We start from the raw sequence: 16,229 nt of genomic DNA on the forward strand, positions 1-16,229 counted from the left end.
ATCATGGCGCGCTTGTATGGTTTTGTGCGCAGAGCCCGGCGATATGGTGATATACTCCGCGCCGTAATTCTTATCTGACAACAAAGACCGCCATGAAGTTTATCATTAAATTGTTCCCGGAAATCACCATCAAGAGCCAATCTGTGCGCTTGCGCTTTATCAAGATCCTCTCGACCAATATTCGCAACGTCCTGAAGCAGTATGATGAAACGCTGGCGGTAGTCCGTCACTGGGATCATATCGAAGTTCGCGCCAAAGATGAAAATCAACGGCCGGTGATTGCCGACGCGCTGACGCGCATTCCCGGCATCCACCATATCCTGGAAGTGGAAGACCGCGCCTACCGCGATATTCACCACATCTTCGAGCAGACGCTGGAAGCTTACCGCGAACAGCTGGAAGGGAAAACCTTCTGCGTGCGGGTTAAACGCCGCGGCAAGCAGGATTTCAATTCGCAGGACGTAGAACGCTACGTTGGCGGCGGGCTGAATCAGCACATCGACAGCGCGCGGGTGAATCTTTCCCGCCCGCAGGTGACGGTGAACCTGGAGATCGAAGACGACAAGCTGATGCTGGTCAAGGCGCGCCGCGAGGGCATCGGCGGCTACCCGGTCGGCACCCAGGAAGACGTGCTGTCGCTGATCTCCGGCGGCTTTGACTCGGGCGTGTCCAGCTATATGCTGATGCGCCGCGGTTGCCGCGTGCATTTCTGCTTCTTCAACCTGGGCGGCGCGGCGCATGAAATCGGCGTAAAACAGGTGGCTCATTACCTGTGGAACCGCTTCGCCAGCTCGCACAAGGTGCGTTTCGTCGCCATCGACTTCGAACCAGTGGTGGGCGAGATCCTGGAAAAGGTCGACGACGGCCAGATGGGCGTGGTGCTCAAACGCATGATGGTGCGCGCCGCTTCCCGGGTGGCCGAGCGCTATGGCGTACAGGCGCTGGTGACCGGCGAAGCGCTGGGGCAGGTATCCAGCCAGACGCTGACCAACCTGCGCCTGATCGACAACGCTTCCGATACGCTGATCCTGCGTCCGCTGATTTCTCACGACAAAGAGCACATCATTAAGGTGGCGCGCGAGATCGGCACCGAAGACTTCGCCAAGACCATGCCCGAATACTGCGGCGTGATTTCGAAAAGCCCGACGGTGAAGGCCATCAAAGCCAGAATCGAAGAAGAAGAAAGCCATTTCGATTTCGCCATTCTCGATCGGGTGGTGAGCGAAGCGAAGAACGTCGACATCCGCACCATCGCCGAGCAGGCGCAGGAGCAGGTGGCCGAAGTGGAAACCGTCGCGGCCTTCGGCGCCGATGAGGTGATCCTCGACATTCGTTCGAACGACGAACAGGAAGACAAACCGCTGCAGCTGGAGCAGGTGGAGGTCAAACCGCTGCCGTTCTATAAGCTCGGCACCCAGTTTGGCGACCTGGATCAAAGCAAGACCTACCTGCTGTACTGCGAGCGCGGCGTGATGAGCCGCCTGCAGGCGCTGTACCTGCTGGAGCAGGGCTTCACCAACGTCAAAGTCTATCGCCCTTAAATCCCCATCGCGCTTAAAGCGGCAACCGCATCCCGTTCACTGACTCAGCTCAGTGAACGGGGTGAGATCAGCCAATAACGCTACGGCTCGGAAGGCGAAGGGATTTAGTCGCGGAAGTCGTACATCCCCGGGATCAGCACCAGCTGCGCCGCTATTTCCGCCGCTTTGGCCTTGCCGAGCAGCAGGTCGATCAGTTTCAGCGCAAACTCCATCGCGGTTCCCGGCCCCTGGCTGGTGAGCAGGTTGACGCGCGGGTCGTACACCACCCGGCGCTCGATCCATTTATCCGCCGGAATTTTATCCTTCAGCCCCGGGAAGCCGGTCATATTCCCGATCGGGAACAGATCGTGATGCTGCAACACCAGCGCCGGCGCCGCGCAAATGGCGGCGACGATGTTGCCCTGCAGGTGCATTTGGCGCACCTTCTCGACCAGCAGCGGGCTGTCGCGGAAGCATTCCGCCCCCTGCAGGCCGCCGGGCAGCACGATGGCGTCGAACGGGTCGTCGACGATAGACACCAGCGTCGCGTCGGCCAGCAGCTTAACGCCGCGCGAGCAAACGAGGGTCAGATCGCCGTCGCCGGCCACGCTGGCGGTGGTGACGTTGACGCCCGCCCGCACCAGCAGATCGATGACGGTGACGGCTTCGATTTCTTCGCTACCAGGTGCCAGGCAAACCAGCGCCGATACGCTCATATTCATTTTCCTTTCGCTTAATCAGTTCAAACAGCCGCGCATTTTCCGGCAGGGTGACGCCGTGGCTGCGTGCGCGGCGCAGCAGATAACCGGTAATATAGTCGATCTCGGTGTGTCGCTGGCTGCGGATATCCTGCAGCATCGACGATACGTTGTCCGCGGTGCTCTGGATCACTTCCATGATGTACTGCATCAGCCCTTCGCAGGAGGTGTGATAGCCCTCCATTTCCATCACGCCGGCGACTTCACGGCACACCGCCTCGATCTGTTCGGGGTAACGCTGCAGATCGCCGTTGCGGCAATCGTACAGCGCCGTCAGCGGGTTGATCACGCAGTTGACCGCCAGCTTGCGCCAGTTTGCCGAGGCGATATTGTTGTGCCAGGCGACGTCGGGCAGGGCCTGATGCAGCACCTCCGCCAGATGGCTGAGGGGCTGCGCCGCCGGCGACGTCGGGCCGATATGGGTGGTGCCGCCGGCGACATGGACAATGGTGCTGCCGTCGTGCCGCGCCGCATGGGTGGTGGTGCCCTGCAGGATCGGCAGATTGTTCGGCGGCAGCTCATCCTGGGTGCCCATGCCGTTGTGCAGCAGCAGAATGGCGCAGCGGGGGTTCAGCTTCGGCAGCAGCGCGCCGACCGCGCCGGAAACCTGCCAGGCCTTCAGCGTGACCAGCAGCAGCTCGCTCTGCGCCAAATGTTCGGGATCGTTGGTGGGCAAATTGCGGTTGAACGAATCGCCTTCGGGTTCGATTACGTTCACCGCGCAGAAGGGCTGCGGCACCCTTAGCCATCCCTGCACATCGTGGCCTTGCCGATAAAGCCGGGAGAGCCACAGTTGTCCGAGCGCGCCGCAACCAAGAATTGTTATTTTCATCCGGTCTCCTTGGGAACACGGGAATACCGCTCAATTACCGTCATTTAAATATAGACTTTCCTGCTACCGGGGGAGTCTCTATGGGGGCATTCAGCAGATTTTGCCTGAGGAGGCAAAGCGGTTATCATGCTCGGCATCAAAATCGCCTAAGCTGTTAGGCATTAATTCAGGAGGAAGAAGTATGCCATCTTTCGACATCGTTTCCGAAATTGATATGCAGGAAGTACGTAACGCCGTTGAGAACGCCTCGCGCGATCTCGGCACCCGCTGGGATTTTCGCAACGTGCCGGCCAGCTTTGAGCTGAACGAGAAAAACGAAAGCATCAAGGTCGCCAGCGAGTCTGATTTCCAGGTGCAGCAACTGCTGGATATCCTGCGTGAAAAGCTGAGCAAGCGCAATATCGAAGGCAGCGCGCTGGAGATCCCGGAAGAAATGACCCACAGCGGCAAAACCTACAGCGTGGAAGCCAAGCTGAAGCAGGGGATCGAAACCACCCAGGCGAAAAAAATCGTCAAGCTGATTAAAGACAGCAAGCTGAAAGTGCAGGTGCAGATCCAGGGGGATGAAGTGCGGGTGACCGGCAAATCGCGCGACGATCTGCAAAGCGTGATGGCGCTGGTGCGCGGCGCGGATCTGGGGCAGCCGTTCCAGTTCAAGAACTTCCGCGATTAAAAACATCAGGGCCGGCATGCCGGCCCTGTTTTTTACAGTGAGTTCACCAGGGCTTCAAGCTGCCCGCGGTTGGTCTGTTTGGTATCGACCTTGACGTAGGCGCTGCGCTCCTCCGGCACCACAATCGCTTCCGCCACGCCCGGCTGGGCCTTCAGGCGGCTTTCCAGCGCCGAGTCCTTCACCGCCAGCGCCGACAGCGTAATGCGCAGGCTGCTGACGTAAGGCGGTTCCTTCATGGTGCCGCTGACCAGGAACCACAGCGCGGCCAGTACCGCGCCGGCGACGAACACCAATCCTGCGCCCTGCAGGCCGTACAGCCAGCCGCCCAGGCTGCCGCCGATCGCCACGCCGATAAACTGGCTGGTGGAGTAAACCCCCATCGCGGTGCCCTTATAGCCGGCCGGCGACTCTTTGCTGATCAACGAAGGCAGAATGGCCTCCATCACGTTGAACGCCATAAAGAACAGCTGCACGCCGGCGATGATGCCCCACAGGTGCGCGCCGGACAGCCACAGCAGCACTTCGGCGCAGAACAGCACCGCCACGCAGCCCATGAATACCTGCTTCATGCGGCGGTATTTCTCGGCGTAGATGATGAACGGCACCACGGCGACGAACGACACCAGCATGGTCACCAGATAAACGATCCAGTGCCGGCTTGCCGCCAGCCCGGCTTTTTCCATCGCCAGCGGCAGCGCGACAAAGCTCGACATCAGCAGAATATGCAGGCACATGATGCCGAAGTTGAGCTTCAACAGCCGCGAGTTGCTCAGCACCTTGCTGAAGCTGCCGCGCACGATGCTCGACTCGCGGTTCAGCACGTGGTGGCTGGCGGAAGGCACCACCGCCAGGGTGATGGCGATGCCGGCCAGCGCCAGCACGGCGATCATCCAGAACAGCGCATGCAGGCCGTAGGCGTGGGTGACGATCGGCCCCAGCACCATGGCGATGGCGAAGGTGATGCCGAAGCTGACGCCGATAAAGGCCATCGCCTTGGTGCGATTCTGCTCGCGGGTCAGGTCCGACAGCAGGGCCATCACCGCCGCCGCAATGGCGCCGGAGCCCTGCAGCGCACGGCCGAGGATCACTCCCCAGATAGAATCGGTGGCGGCGGCGATCACGCTGCCGAGCGCGAAGATCAGCAGCCCGCCGACGATCAGCGGCTTGCGGCCGATGCGATCGGAAATCAGGCCGAACGGGATCTGGAAAATCGCCTGCGCCAGGCCGTAGATGCCGATGGCGATGCCGATCAGCGCCTCGCTGGCGCCGTTGAGCGCCATGCCGTAGGTGGTCAACACCGGCAGCACCATAAACATGCCGAGCATGCGCAGTGAGAATACGGTGCCCAGCCCCCAGGTGGCGCGGAGCTCCAGTGGGGTCATTGAATTATCGTTCACATCAAACCTCGGTAAAAACTATTCCGTCAGGTACAGGATAGAGCGCCTGAGGGAATGGCCTCTGTAAAAGCTGCGTCATTTTAGTGTGAAGGGCAGGGGGGGTAAATCTAATGTTGTTTAACAGATATTACAGCTTTCCTTGCAGGCTTGACGTCGCAGCGGCGTTGGCTGCGGTGCCAGTCATGTCGGGAAAAACGGATTTCTGGACGGGCAAATAAAATGGGCCGCAGAAGCGGCCCATTCACAGACGATTTGGCTTACCAAACGTAGGTCACCAGCGCTTCAGGCGCCGCCGTGGCGCTGAAGTCGATCGACATCATCACGCTCAGAGAGGTGATGGCGACGATGGAGAACACAAACAGTTTGCGCGCCCAGATGCTGTCGTTCTCGGTCTTGTAACCGCGCAGCGCCATGCCCAGCCACCACACGCTCACCGCCGCAGCGACGATCAGGTATTTGTAGCCGGCGTAGCCGCCGAGGGTCAGCATCAGCGTGGCGACCATAAAGGCCACGATATAGACCGTGATGTGGTTCTTGGCGACGGAAATGCCTTTCACCACCGGCAGCACCGGAATGTTGGCCGCCTGGTAATCTTTAAAGCGGAAGATGGCGATCGCATAGGAATGCGGCATCTGCCACAGGCTAAAGATAGCCAGCAGGATCAACGCGCCGGCGTCAAACTCGTTGGTCACCGCGCAGTAACCGATAACCGGCGGCGCAGCGCCCGACAGGCTGCCGATCAGCGTGCCGTATACCGAGTGGCGTTTCATGTACAGGCTGTAAACGCCGACATAAACCACGAAGCCCATCACCGCCAGCCACATGGCCAGCGGGTTGGCGCCGATATACAGCAACGCAAAGCCCGCAATACCCAAAACGGTAGCATAAACCAGGGTTACACTCGGCGCGATCAGGCCTTTTACCAGCACCCGGTTCTTCGTTCTCTCCATTTTCTTGTCGATGTCGCGGTCAATGTAGTTGTTAAACACACAGCCCGAGGCGACAACCAACGAGACACCCAGCAGGGTGGCGAGAAACAGGGGATAATCGATGCTTCCTTTGGAAGCAAGCAGGAATCCCCCAACGACAGAAATTAAATTGCCGAAAATAATTCCTGGTTTAGTGACTTGCAGGTATTGCTTAATCATCACGTGCAGCTCGACTCTTAACTGACCATCATATTGATGTTGAGGTTGTACATAATCCAGAGTGAACCCACAACAACGATACCGATGATCATAGCGGTGAACAGCAATGCCACCAGGTTCCAGCGCTCTTCCGATGAGGTGTTCATGTGCAGGAAGTAAATCAGGTGAACTACCACCTGAATGACCGCCATGCCGACAACAACCGCCAGGATGGTTGAATGAGAGGCTGTGCCGTTCATCACCATCGCAAATGGAATTACCGTCAGGATGATCGACAGGATAAAGCCGATCAGATATGACTTAACGCTACCGTGGCTTGCGCCGCCGTGAGAAGTTTCATGGGATGAATGGCTCATGACATAACCCCCAGCAGGTAAACAACGGTAAATACGCAGATCCACACCACGTCCAGGAAGTGCCAGAACAGGCTCAGGCACATCAGACGGGTTTTGTTGGTTGAGGTCAGGCCGCGTTTGCTCACCTGAATCATCATGATGATGATCCAGACCAGGCCGGTAGACACGTGCAGACCGTGGGTCGCAACCAGCGCGAAGAAGCTGGACAGGAACGCGCTGCGATCCGGACCGAAGCCTTCGGCGATCAGGTGATGGAACTCGTAGATTTCCATCGCGACGAAGCCCAGACCAAACAGGAAGGTCAGGAACAGCCAGGTGTTTACGCCGCCAACCTTGCCTTTGTTCATGGCGATCATCGCCATGCCGTAGGTGATGGAGCTGAACAACAGCAGGAAAGTTTCAACCAGGACAAACTTCAGATCGAAGATGTCTTTGCCAGAGGGACCGCCAGCGGTCCCGTTCACCAGTACTGCATAGGTCGCGAACAAGCTCGCGAACAAAATACAGTCGCTCATCAGGTAGATCCAGAATCCGAAGACTTTGGTCTCTCCCGCGTCGTGGTGCCCATGCTCTGCATGGGCTGCGTTATGGTTAGTCAGAGTATCAGTTGACATGTTTCACGCCTGCTTTGCTGATTTGTTCATAGTGTTGGTTCTCAATGCGCTCGATTTCATCAACCTGCACATAGTAATCAACATCTTCATCGAAGCTCTTGGCAATCCAGGTCACGATCATGCCCACGAAGGCAGCGATCGCCATCCACCAGATGTCCCAGATCATCGCGAAACCGAATACCAGGCTGAAACCAGCAATAATCACGCCGGCGCCGGTATTTTTCGGCATATGAATCGGCTCGTATTTCGCCGGTTTCTTATAGGCTTCGCCTTTTTCTTTCATGTCCCAGAATTCATCACGGTCGTGGATCTGCGGCACTACGGCAAAGTTATAGAACGGCGGTGGAGACGACGTTGACCACTCCAGCGTACGAGCACCCCATGGGTCACCGGTCAGATCGCGGTTCTGATCGCGGTCGCGCACGCTGACGAAGATCTGAATCAGCTGGCACAGGATACCGCAGGCAACCAGCGCCGCACCGCCGGCTGCGACCAGCAGCAGAGGGTGGAACTCAGGGTTGATGTTCTGGCTGATACGACGCGTCATGCCCATAAAGCCCAGAGCGTACAGCGGCATGAAGGCAACGAAGAAGCCGATGATCCAGAACCAGAACGCGCGGATGCCCCATTTTTCGTTCAGCGTGAAGCCGAAGGATTTAGGGAACCAGTAGGTCAGGCCGGCGAAGCAACCGAACACCACACCGCCGATGATCACGTTATGGAAGTGAGCAATCAGGAACAGGCTGTTGTGCAGCACGAAGTTCGCGCCCGGCACCGCCAGCAGAACCCCGGTCATCCCACCCACGGAGAAGGTGATGATGAAGCCAATGGTCCACAGCATCGCGGAGTTGAGCTGAATGCGGCCCTGATACATGGTGAACAGCCAGTTGAAGATTTTCACCCCGGTCGGGATGGAAATGATCATGGTGGCGATACCGAAGAAGGCGTTGACGTTCGCGCCGGACCCCATGGTGAAGAAGTGGTGCAGCCATACGATGAACGACAGAACGGTAATCGCGATGGTTGCCCATACCAGTGAGGTATAGCCGAACAGGCGTTTTCTGGAGAAGGTCGCGGTCACTTCGGAGAACACGCCGAACACCGGCAGCACCAGAATATACACCTCTGGGTGACCCCAGGCCCAAATCAGGTTGATGTACATCATCATGTTGCCGCCCATATCATTGGTAAAGAAATGGGTGCCCAGATAGCGATCCAGGGTCAGCAACGCGATGGTGACGGTCAGAATTGGGAAAGAGACGATGATCAGGACGTTAGTGCACAGCGCCGCCCAGGTGAACACCGGCATCTTCATCAGAGGCATGCCAGGCGCGCGCATCTTCATGATGGTGGCGAAGAAGTTCACGCCGGTCAGCAAGGTACCCAAACCGGAAATCTGCAGGCTCCAGATCCAGTAATCGACCCCGACGCCAGGACTGTACTCCTTGCCCGACAGCGGCGGATACGCCAGCCAGCCGGTCTGCGCGAACTCACCGACCCCCAGGGAGATGTTGATCAGCACCACGCCCACCACGAAGAACCAGAAGCTCAGGGAGTTCAGGAACGGGAAGGCGACGTCGCGCGCACCGATTTGCAACGGCACCACGACGTTCATCAGGCCGACCACGAAAGGCATCGCCATGAAGAAGATCATGATGACGCCGTGGGCGGTGAAGATTTGGTCGTAGTGGTGCGGCGGCAGGAATCCTGCCTCGCCGGCGGACGCAAGCGCCTGCTGGCTACGCATCATGATGGCATCGGCGAAACCACGCAGCAGCATAACCATTGCCACGATGATGTACATGATACCAATTTTTTTATGGTCGACCGAAGTCAGCCAGTCTTTCCACAGCCATTTCCATTTGCCGAAATAGGTTATCAGCGCCAGCAGTGCCAGGCCTCCAATAACAATTGCAGCAACGGTGACCATGATGATCGGTTCGTGGTACGGAACCGCATCAAGCGTTAATTTTCCCAACATCAGTTTATTCCTCGGCTCCGGCGTGAGCATGTTCACCCATGTCCATACCCTGGCTCATGTCCATACCTTCGTGCGCGGCAGCGCCTTTGTGCATGTCCATATCACCCATGAATTTGGCAATAGTTTCTTTGAACAAATTCGGTTTGACACTGGAGAAGTACTCGACCGGGTTATTTTCACTCGGCTCTGCCAGTTTGTTAAAGTCGCTGGTGGCGTTTAGGTTATTAGACGATTCTTTCACCTTGGCAACCCACTGATCGAAGTCGCCTTCGGTCGGGGTCACAATCGCGGTGAATTTCATGCCGGAGAACCCGCGGCCACTGAAGCTGCTGGAAATACCGTCGTATTTGCCCGCTTCGTTGCCGATCAGGTGCAGTTTGGTCTGCATCCCGGCCATCGCATAAATCTGCCCACCTAACTGAGGAATAAAGAACGAGTTCATTACCGAGTTAGAGGTGATCTTGAATTCGACTGGAACATCTTTCGGGAAAGCCAGCTCATTAACGGTCGCTATGCCTTGTTCCGGGTAGATAAACAGCCATTTCCAGTCGAGCGACACCACTTCGATCGTCATCGGCTTCTTGTCGGTGACAATCGGCTTGAACGGATCGAGCTCGTGGGTAGTCTTCCAGGTAATGGTGCCAAGGATGGCGATGATAATGATAGGAATGGTCCAGACGACCGCTTCGATCTTGTTGGAGTGCGCCCAGTTCGGGCTGTACTTGGCGTTTTTGTTGGAAGCACGGTACTTCCAAGCAAAGGCGAACGCCATGAAGATAACGGGTATCACCACGATCAACATCAAGGCGATTGCGGTGATAATCAGTGTCCGTTGCTCAACACCAATTGCTCCTTTGGGGTTCATCAATACCATATTGCAGCCGCTGAGCATTACAGTTGCCGCAATTAATGACATCATCCCAATACTTTTATTGTATTTCTTAAGTCTCATCTAACGACCTCAATTACAAAGGCTCTATTGTCGTTTCATGTGTGCGGGCATTTTACGGGAAGGTTGCAGTACTGTAAACCTGCTTAAGGGAGTGTCAGCGCCTTGTTGACACTTTATGTTAAGGGGGTCACAGATGTCACCCAGCGTGACAATTTACCAATGGCAACAACGCGTTGGCGCGCTGAATCGTGCCGGGTCGTTCGTATGTTAAGGAAAACTAAAGGTATGATGAATCCGGGCAGAAAAAACGCTTTTTTGAAATACGCAGGAAAGGTTTATTTAATGTAAAATAATTGTGTATTAAAGGTGAATTTAATTTTATTCCGCGTGGGTCGCTCGGATAAAAAATAATTTCAAGGCCAATTAATATTTTTTTAACCAAATAAACACCTCGCGCCGCGGCTCTTTTGCCGGCCGGCGCGAACGCCGGCCGGTCCCTCATGTCGGCCGGGTGCGGCGCAGCGCCAGGTAGTCCAGCAGGCTGCCCATCAGGATGCCCACCAGGCTGAGCGCGGCGCCGAACTGCAGCAGGCTATCGGCCAGCGACGGCGCCTGCGTCCACGCCAGAGCGTTGGCAATCAGCAACAGCAGCCACAGCCCCAGCAGCGAACATCCCAGCGTCAGCAGGCGCAGCGCCCAACGATAGGCGCCGGCGAAGGCGTTGCGCGGCATAAACTCGCCGGTCCGTTGCGTGTGCTCCAGCGTTTGGCGGCAGATGCCCAGCAGCAGCAGGCCGGGCAGGGCGGCGGCGATGGAGAATAAATAGAACAGCGCCCAGCCGTTGGCTTCGACGAACCAGCCGGCGATTGGCCCGACGTAGACGCGGCCAACTGCGGACAGCGCGGAAAGCAGCGCAAACTGCGTCGCGGAGAAAGAGCGGTTGCACAGCGTCATCAGCAGCGCAACGAACGCCGCGGTGCCCATGCCGCCGCACAGGTTCTCGAGGAAGATGGCGCTGCCCATGGTGATGATGTTTTTGTCGGTCACCGCCAGGATCCAGTAGCCGAAATTGGAAACCGCTTGCAGGATGCCGAACAGCATCAGCGCGCGGAACAGGCTGAGGCGCTGCATCAGCACCCCGCCGAACAGCGCGCCGACGATGGTGGCGAACAGGCCGAGGGTTTTGTTCACCAGCCCCACTTCGCCGGCGTCGAAACCCACGCCGCGGATCAGGAAGGTGGTGCTCAGGCTGCCGGCGAAGGCGTCGCCCATTTTGTACATCACGATCAACAGCAGGATCAGCCAGGCGTTGTTGCGCGCAAAGAAATCGCGCAGCGGCGCGACGACCGCCTGTTCCATGGTGCGCGGCGCCGGGATGCTTTCGTCCGGTTCCGGCGCCATCAGCGTGGCGGCGATGCCGATCAGCATCAGCCCGGCCATCAACCAGTAGGTGGCCTGCCAACCGAAGTAGCGATCCGCCAGCCACAGCGCCAGCCCGCCGGAAACCAGCATCGCCAGCCGGTAGCCGAGCACCGAGATCGCCGCGCCGGCGCCGCGCTCTTCGGCGTTCAGCAGATCGGTTTTATAGGCGTCAAACACAATATCCTGCGAAGCGGAGCAGAACGCCACCAGCACCGCCAGCGCCGCCAGCCACCAGAGGTGTTCCGCCGGCTGCATGAAGCCCATCGCCACGATCGCCGCCACCAGCAGGAGTTGGCTGATCAGCAGCCAGCCGCGACGCCGCCCGAGGAACGGCGGGGTGTAGCGGTCCATAAAGGGCGACCAGAGGAATTTGAACACATAGGCCTGGCCGACCAGCGAGAAGATGCCGATGGTTTTCAGATCGATGTTTTCGACGGTCATCCAGGCTTGCAGCGTGCCGGAGGTCAATGCCAGCGGCAGGCCCGATGCAAAGCCCAGCAGCAGGAGAATGGCGGAATTACGCTGGGTGAAGATGTTCAGATACTGTTTCGACATGAGTTCCCTGTCGGCGCCGCCCGGCGTTCCGGGCGGCACGCGGCGTCCGCGGGTTAACGCGCGTTTTGCTTGATGAAGTCGTTGACGCTGGTGTCCTGCGCCATATCGGCGATCACGTCGCCCAGCACCGAGTTGACCGCATCGGTGATCTTCTCGTTGGTGGCGGTGAAGGCGCCCTGCACGTTATAGGTTGAGCGGTAGTTCTTCACCTGTTTGTTGCCGTTCTTCGCCTGGGCGATGATCGAGATGTCGGCCTTGGTGGTGATGTTGTAGCGCAGGTTGCCTTCAGAGACGTCCGCGTACAGGTTGTTGACCACGATTTGCAGGTCTACCGCGCCGTCGGCGCCGATCATGTAGCCGCGCGCGCCCATTTGCTTCTCCAGCACTTCCTGCAGCAGGAAGCGCAGATCGCGCGATGGCGTCAGGGTAACCAGTTGGCCGTCGCGATTCACTTTGGCCAGCGCCTGATCCTTGCGTTGATCCGCGCCGTTAATGCTGACGGTCACGCCCTGCAGGGTCGGATCCTGCAGCGGCAGGACAATCTTGGGCGTGACGTTCAGGGTATTGCTGCTGGTCGCGCAGCCGGCCAGCATCAGCGCGGCCAGCAAAGGAAGACAAAGTTTTTTTAACATGTTTACTGTCTCATTCTCGATGGATTTAGTCGTAATCAGAGCGGGATAGCCAACAACAAATTGCCGACATCATAGCATCGCCGCTGCCCGGTGGAAGCGCGGAACGCGCCCGAGTGACAAATTTTTACCTGTCGTTGATAAAAACATGCTTTTTTGGCCGGCTCAATCGGATTAACCTCAAGCGGCGGGCGAGGTTGGCCATTGTTTGCCCGCCAAGAAACAGAAATTTATCCCGGCGATGGTCTAAACGGAACAAAACCGGCTAATATTGAACTAGATGGGCACGGTCCTCTGCCGGTGTTGTAAGGAGATCCTATGATTCGCGAGCAAATAGAAGCAAAGTTAAGGGCGGCGTTTGAGCCCGCGTATCTGGAAGTCGTTGATGAAAGCTATCGTCATAACGTTCCGGCGGGCTCAGAAAGCCATTTCAAGGTGGTATTGGTCAGCGATCGCTTTGTCGGCGAACGTTTCCTGACGCGTCACCGTTCGATTTACGGCGTGCTGTCGGACGAATTGGCGGACGGCGTGCATGCGCTGGCGCTGCACACCTATACCCTGAAAGAGTGGGAGGGGCTGCAGGACACGGTGCCGGCTTCGCCACCCTGTCGCGGAGCCGGCACGCTGGCCTGACGGCTAAAATTTGCGGTAATCAGTGGAACTTTGCCCATGATTTGGGGTATTACTACTGACGAATTTTGGAACGGCCTGCGGGCCGTTTCTGTTTTTGACGACGACACGGCCGAGGCGCAATGCGGCCAAACGGCGGTCGGCTTTGAGGCCTTTTGGCGATCAAATCGGCAAAAGTGTGAGTTTTAGCGCGCCTGCGCCGCCTTGCTTTCCTCGACTCGCCACGCATGCGCCGCTATAATGTCGCGTCTTATTTTTCCGGAATGGTTTCGGGACGCTTCTGTCATCAGGGAACTCGGTTCTGTAATGTAGCCGTCCTGGTTCTTGGAACGGAGTTGACCGAGCACTGTGATTTTTTTGAGGTAACAAGATGCAAGTTTCAGTAGAAACCACTCAAGGCCTTGGGCGCCGTCTCTCTATTACTGTACCGGCTGATACTATCAATCAGGCTGTGAAGAAAGAGCTGATCAACGCGGCGAAAAGCGTTCGTATCGACGGCTTCCGCAAAGGCAAAGTGCCGATGAACATCGTTGAACAGCGTTACGGCGCTTCTGTTCGTCAGGACGTGCTGGGCGAAGCGATGCAGCGCAGCTTCGTTGACGCGATCATCAAAGAAAAGATTAATCCGGCCGGCGCGCCAAACTACGTGCCGGGCGAGTACAAAGAGGGTGAAGACTTCACCTTCGCCGTTGAGTTCGAAGTGTATCCGGAAGTTGAGCTGAAAGGCCTGGACAGCATCGAAGTCGAGAAGCCGGTGGTTGAAGTTAACGACGCTGACGTCGACACCATGCTGGACACCCTGCGCAAGCAGCAGGCGAGCTGGAAAGACAGCGACCGCGCAGTGGAAGCTGAAGACCGCGTGACCGTTGACTTCACCGGTTCTATCGACGGCGAAGAGTTCGAAGGCGGCAAAGCCTCTGATTTCGTTCTGGCCATGGGCCAGGGCCGCATGATCCCGGGCTTCGAAGAAGGCCTGGTCGGTCACAAAGCCGGTGAAGAATTCACCATCGACGTCAACTTCCCGGAAGACTACCACGCGGAAAACCTGAAGGGCAAAGCGGCTAAATTCGCTATCGTTCTGAAGAAAGTTGAAGAGCGCGAGCTGCCGGAACTGACCGAAGAATTCATCAAGCGTTTCGGCGTGGCTGATGGTTCCATCGCCGGTCTGCGCGCCGAAGTGCGTAAGAACATGGAGCGCGAGCTGAAAGGCGCGGTGCGCAACCGCATCAAGACTCAGGCGATCGACGGCCTGGTCAGCGCTAACGAAATCGACGTTCCTGCTGCGCTGATCGACGGCGAAGTTGACGTTCTGCGCCGTCAGGCGGCACAGCGTTTCGGCGGCAACGAGAAGCAAGCGCTGGAACTGCCTCGCGAACTGTTCGAAGAGCAGGCCAAGCGTCGCGTGGTGGTCGGTCTGCTGCTGGGCGAAGTGATCAGCACCAACGATCTGAAAGCTGACGAAGACCGCGTGAAAACGCTGATCGAAGAAATGGCTTCCGCCTACGAAGATCCGAGCGAAGTCGTTGAGTTCTACAGCAAAAACAAAGAGCTGATGAACAACATGCGCAACGTCGCTCTGGAAGAACAAGCGGTTGAAGCCCTGCTGGCGAAAGCGAAAGTGACTGAGAAAGCCACTACCTTCAGCGAGCTGATGAACCAGACTCAACAGGCGTAATGTCTGCGTGCGGGGGCGCACTCCGTTGCGCCCGCGGGTTCGGCCTTCGAACCCCTGCATGATAAAAAAGCCCGTAACCTTCGGTTGCGGGCTTTTCTTTTTGCCACGTTGCTGATTAATCTCAGGTTAAGCGTAGCAATATGCACTATATTTACCCTGTTGCATCGGGAAGGGGCTGGCATGATAGGGTCAGCCGAACGGGATGTGCGCGGGCGCGTGGAGAAAATCGCCGCCTGGGCTTGAAATTCCGCCGTCGTTCCCCAATCTGTAAAAAAGAATCTAGGGGCTGTTTGCCAGAGTGCGCGGGATGAAATAACCGTCGGGTACGTGTGGCGCGGGTCGAATGCTTGAGCATAGTCATCATGACCGTTCTCAAGTAGAATCGGTGTATTAGGGTGTAACCCTGGCCGCCAAGGCAATTTCTATTAGGAGACGGTAATGTCATACAGTGGCGAACGAGATCAATTTGCACCTAACATGGCCCTGGTGCCGATGGTGGTAGAGCAGACTTCACGCGGGGAGCGTTCTTACGACATCTATTCCCGCCTGCTGAAAGAGCGCATCATTTTCCTGACCGGTCAGGTTGAAGACCACATGGCCAACCTGATTGTGGCGCAAATGCTGTTCCTCGAAGCGGAAAGCCCGGAAAAAGACATTTTCCTCTATATCAACTCGCCGGGTGGCGTGATCACCGCAGGCATGTCAATCTATGACACCATGAAGTTCATCAAGCCGGACGTCAGCACCATCTGTATGGGCCAGGCGTGCTCGATGGGCTCCTTCCTGCTGACCGCCGGCGCCAAGGGCAAGCGTTTCTGCCTGCCGAACTCGCGGGTGATGATTCACCAGCCGCTGGGCGGCTATCAGGGGCAGGCGACGGACATCGAAATCCATGCGCGTGAAATCCTGAAGGTGAAGGCGCGGATGAACGAGCTGATGGCGGAACATACCGGCCAGTCGCTGGAGCAGATCGAACGCGACACCGAGCGCGATCGCTTTATGACCGCGGAAGAAGCCGTGGAATACGGTCTGGTTGACGGCATTCTGACACACCGCAGCTAGAACCACGCGGCGCCGATAGACTATAGTAATCAGAGTGGGCGCGGCTCGCTCTGTTGAGGATTATCGGCGTTCCCGATATGAGTTT

At 57.3% G+C, this 16,229-nt stretch carries 15 protein-coding genes; 5 read left to right on the forward strand and 10 right to left on the reverse strand.

The genetic code is table 11. From position 1 onward, the window contains the following. Positions 1-92: 92 nt before the first annotated feature. Entirely contained in the window at positions 93-1,541 is a 1,449-nt protein-coding gene (gene thiI / locus D7I37_RS12305; RefSeq protein WP_061796259.1) for a tRNA uracil 4-sulfurtransferase ThiI, read from the forward strand. 104 nt (positions 1,542-1,645) lie between these two features. Here thiI and yajL read toward each other — a convergent pair whose 3' ends face one another. Next, complete coding sequence (yajL, locus tag D7I37_RS12310; RefSeq protein WP_061796260.1) at positions 1,646-2,236, reverse strand: protein deglycase YajL; 591 nt, start codon at positions 2,234-2,236, stop codon at positions 1,646-1,648. After that, positions 2,199-3,110, reverse strand: coding sequence for a 2-dehydropantoate 2-reductase (gene panE, locus D7I37_RS12315; RefSeq protein WP_061796262.1), 912 nt, complete (start codon positions 3,108-3,110; stop codon positions 2,199-2,201). Before panE ends, yajL begins: the two co-directional genes overlap by 38 nt. 181 nt (positions 3,111-3,291) lie before the next feature. Here panE and D7I37_RS12320 point away from each other — a divergent pair, with 181 nt between their 5' ends. Next, positions 3,292-3,783, forward strand: coding sequence for a YajQ family cyclic di-GMP-binding protein (locus tag D7I37_RS12320; protein WP_061796263.1), 492 nt, complete (start codon positions 3,292-3,294; stop codon positions 3,781-3,783). Between the two features lie 32 nt (positions 3,784-3,815). On the opposite strand, the gene D7I37_RS12325 is transcribed toward D7I37_RS12320, so the two are convergent. From D7I37_RS12325 to D7I37_RS12360, 8 genes are all read right to left on the reverse strand, one after another. Next, on the reverse strand, positions 3,816-5,180 hold the full coding sequence (locus tag D7I37_RS12325) for an MFS transporter (RefSeq protein WP_161990695.1): 1,365 nt from the start codon (positions 5,178-5,180) through the stop codon (positions 3,816-3,818). 257 nt (positions 5,181-5,437) lie between these two features. Then, on the reverse strand, positions 5,438-6,328 hold the full coding sequence (cyoE, locus tag D7I37_RS12330; protein ID WP_061796265.1) for a heme o synthase: 891 nt from the start codon (positions 6,326-6,328) through the stop codon (positions 5,438-5,440). Between the two features lie 17 nt (positions 6,329-6,345). Next, positions 6,346-6,684: a cytochrome o ubiquinol oxidase subunit IV gene (locus D7I37_RS12335; protein WP_061796267.1), complete on the reverse strand. Its 339-nt coding sequence runs from the start codon at positions 6,682-6,684 to the stop codon at positions 6,346-6,348. Next, positions 6,681-7,298 (reverse strand): cytochrome o ubiquinol oxidase subunit III, encoded by a 618-nt coding sequence (locus D7I37_RS12340; RefSeq protein WP_061796269.1) that lies wholly within the window; start codon positions 7,296-7,298, stop codon positions 6,681-6,683. Before D7I37_RS12340 ends, D7I37_RS12335 begins: the two co-directional genes overlap by 4 nt. Further along, positions 7,288-9,279 carry a cytochrome o ubiquinol oxidase subunit I gene (cyoB, locus tag D7I37_RS12345; RefSeq protein WP_095096036.1) on the reverse strand — a complete coding sequence of 664 codons (1,992 nt, stop codon included), beginning with the start codon at positions 9,277-9,279 and terminating at the stop codon, positions 7,288-7,290. Before cyoB ends, D7I37_RS12340 begins: the two co-directional genes overlap by 11 nt. A gap of 4 nt (positions 9,280-9,283) precedes the next feature. Then, positions 9,284-10,231 (reverse strand): cytochrome o ubiquinol oxidase subunit II, encoded by a 948-nt coding sequence (gene cyoA / locus D7I37_RS12350; protein WP_061796273.1) that lies wholly within the window; start codon positions 10,229-10,231, stop codon positions 9,284-9,286. Positions 10,232-10,669: 438 nt separating this feature from the next. Then, a complete protein-coding gene (gene ampG, locus D7I37_RS12355) occupies positions 10,670-12,148 on the reverse strand; it encodes a muropeptide MFS transporter AmpG (RefSeq protein ID WP_061796275.1) in 1,479 nt (492 codons plus the stop codon). 53 nt (positions 12,149-12,201) lie between these two features. After that, positions 12,202-12,780, reverse strand: coding sequence for a lipoprotein (locus tag D7I37_RS12360; protein ID WP_061796277.1), 579 nt, complete (start codon positions 12,778-12,780; stop codon positions 12,202-12,204). A 315-nt stretch (positions 12,781-13,095) separates the two neighbouring features. Here D7I37_RS12360 and bolA point away from each other — a divergent pair, with 315 nt between their 5' ends. The 3 genes from bolA (at position 13,096) to clpP (ending at position 16,144) form a co-directional block, all read left to right on the forward strand. Beyond that, complete coding sequence (gene bolA / locus D7I37_RS12365) at positions 13,096-13,410, forward strand: transcriptional regulator BolA (protein ID WP_004949296.1); 315 nt, start codon at positions 13,096-13,098, stop codon at positions 13,408-13,410. Positions 13,411-13,777: 367 nt separating this feature from the next. Then, complete coding sequence (tig, locus tag D7I37_RS12375) at positions 13,778-15,082, forward strand: trigger factor (RefSeq protein ID WP_061796279.1); 1,305 nt, start codon at positions 13,778-13,780, stop codon at positions 15,080-15,082. 438 nt (positions 15,083-15,520) lie between these two features. Beyond that, on the forward strand, positions 15,521-16,144 hold the full coding sequence (gene clpP / locus D7I37_RS12380) for an ATP-dependent Clp endopeptidase proteolytic subunit ClpP (RefSeq protein ID WP_061796281.1): 624 nt from the start codon (positions 15,521-15,523) through the stop codon (positions 16,142-16,144). Positions 16,145-16,229 lie beyond the last annotated feature (85 nt).

The organism is Serratia sp. 1D1416 (genome assembly GCF_003641105.1).
Taxonomy (GTDB): Bacteria; Pseudomonadota; Gammaproteobacteria; order Enterobacterales; family Enterobacteriaceae; genus Serratia; species Serratia ficaria.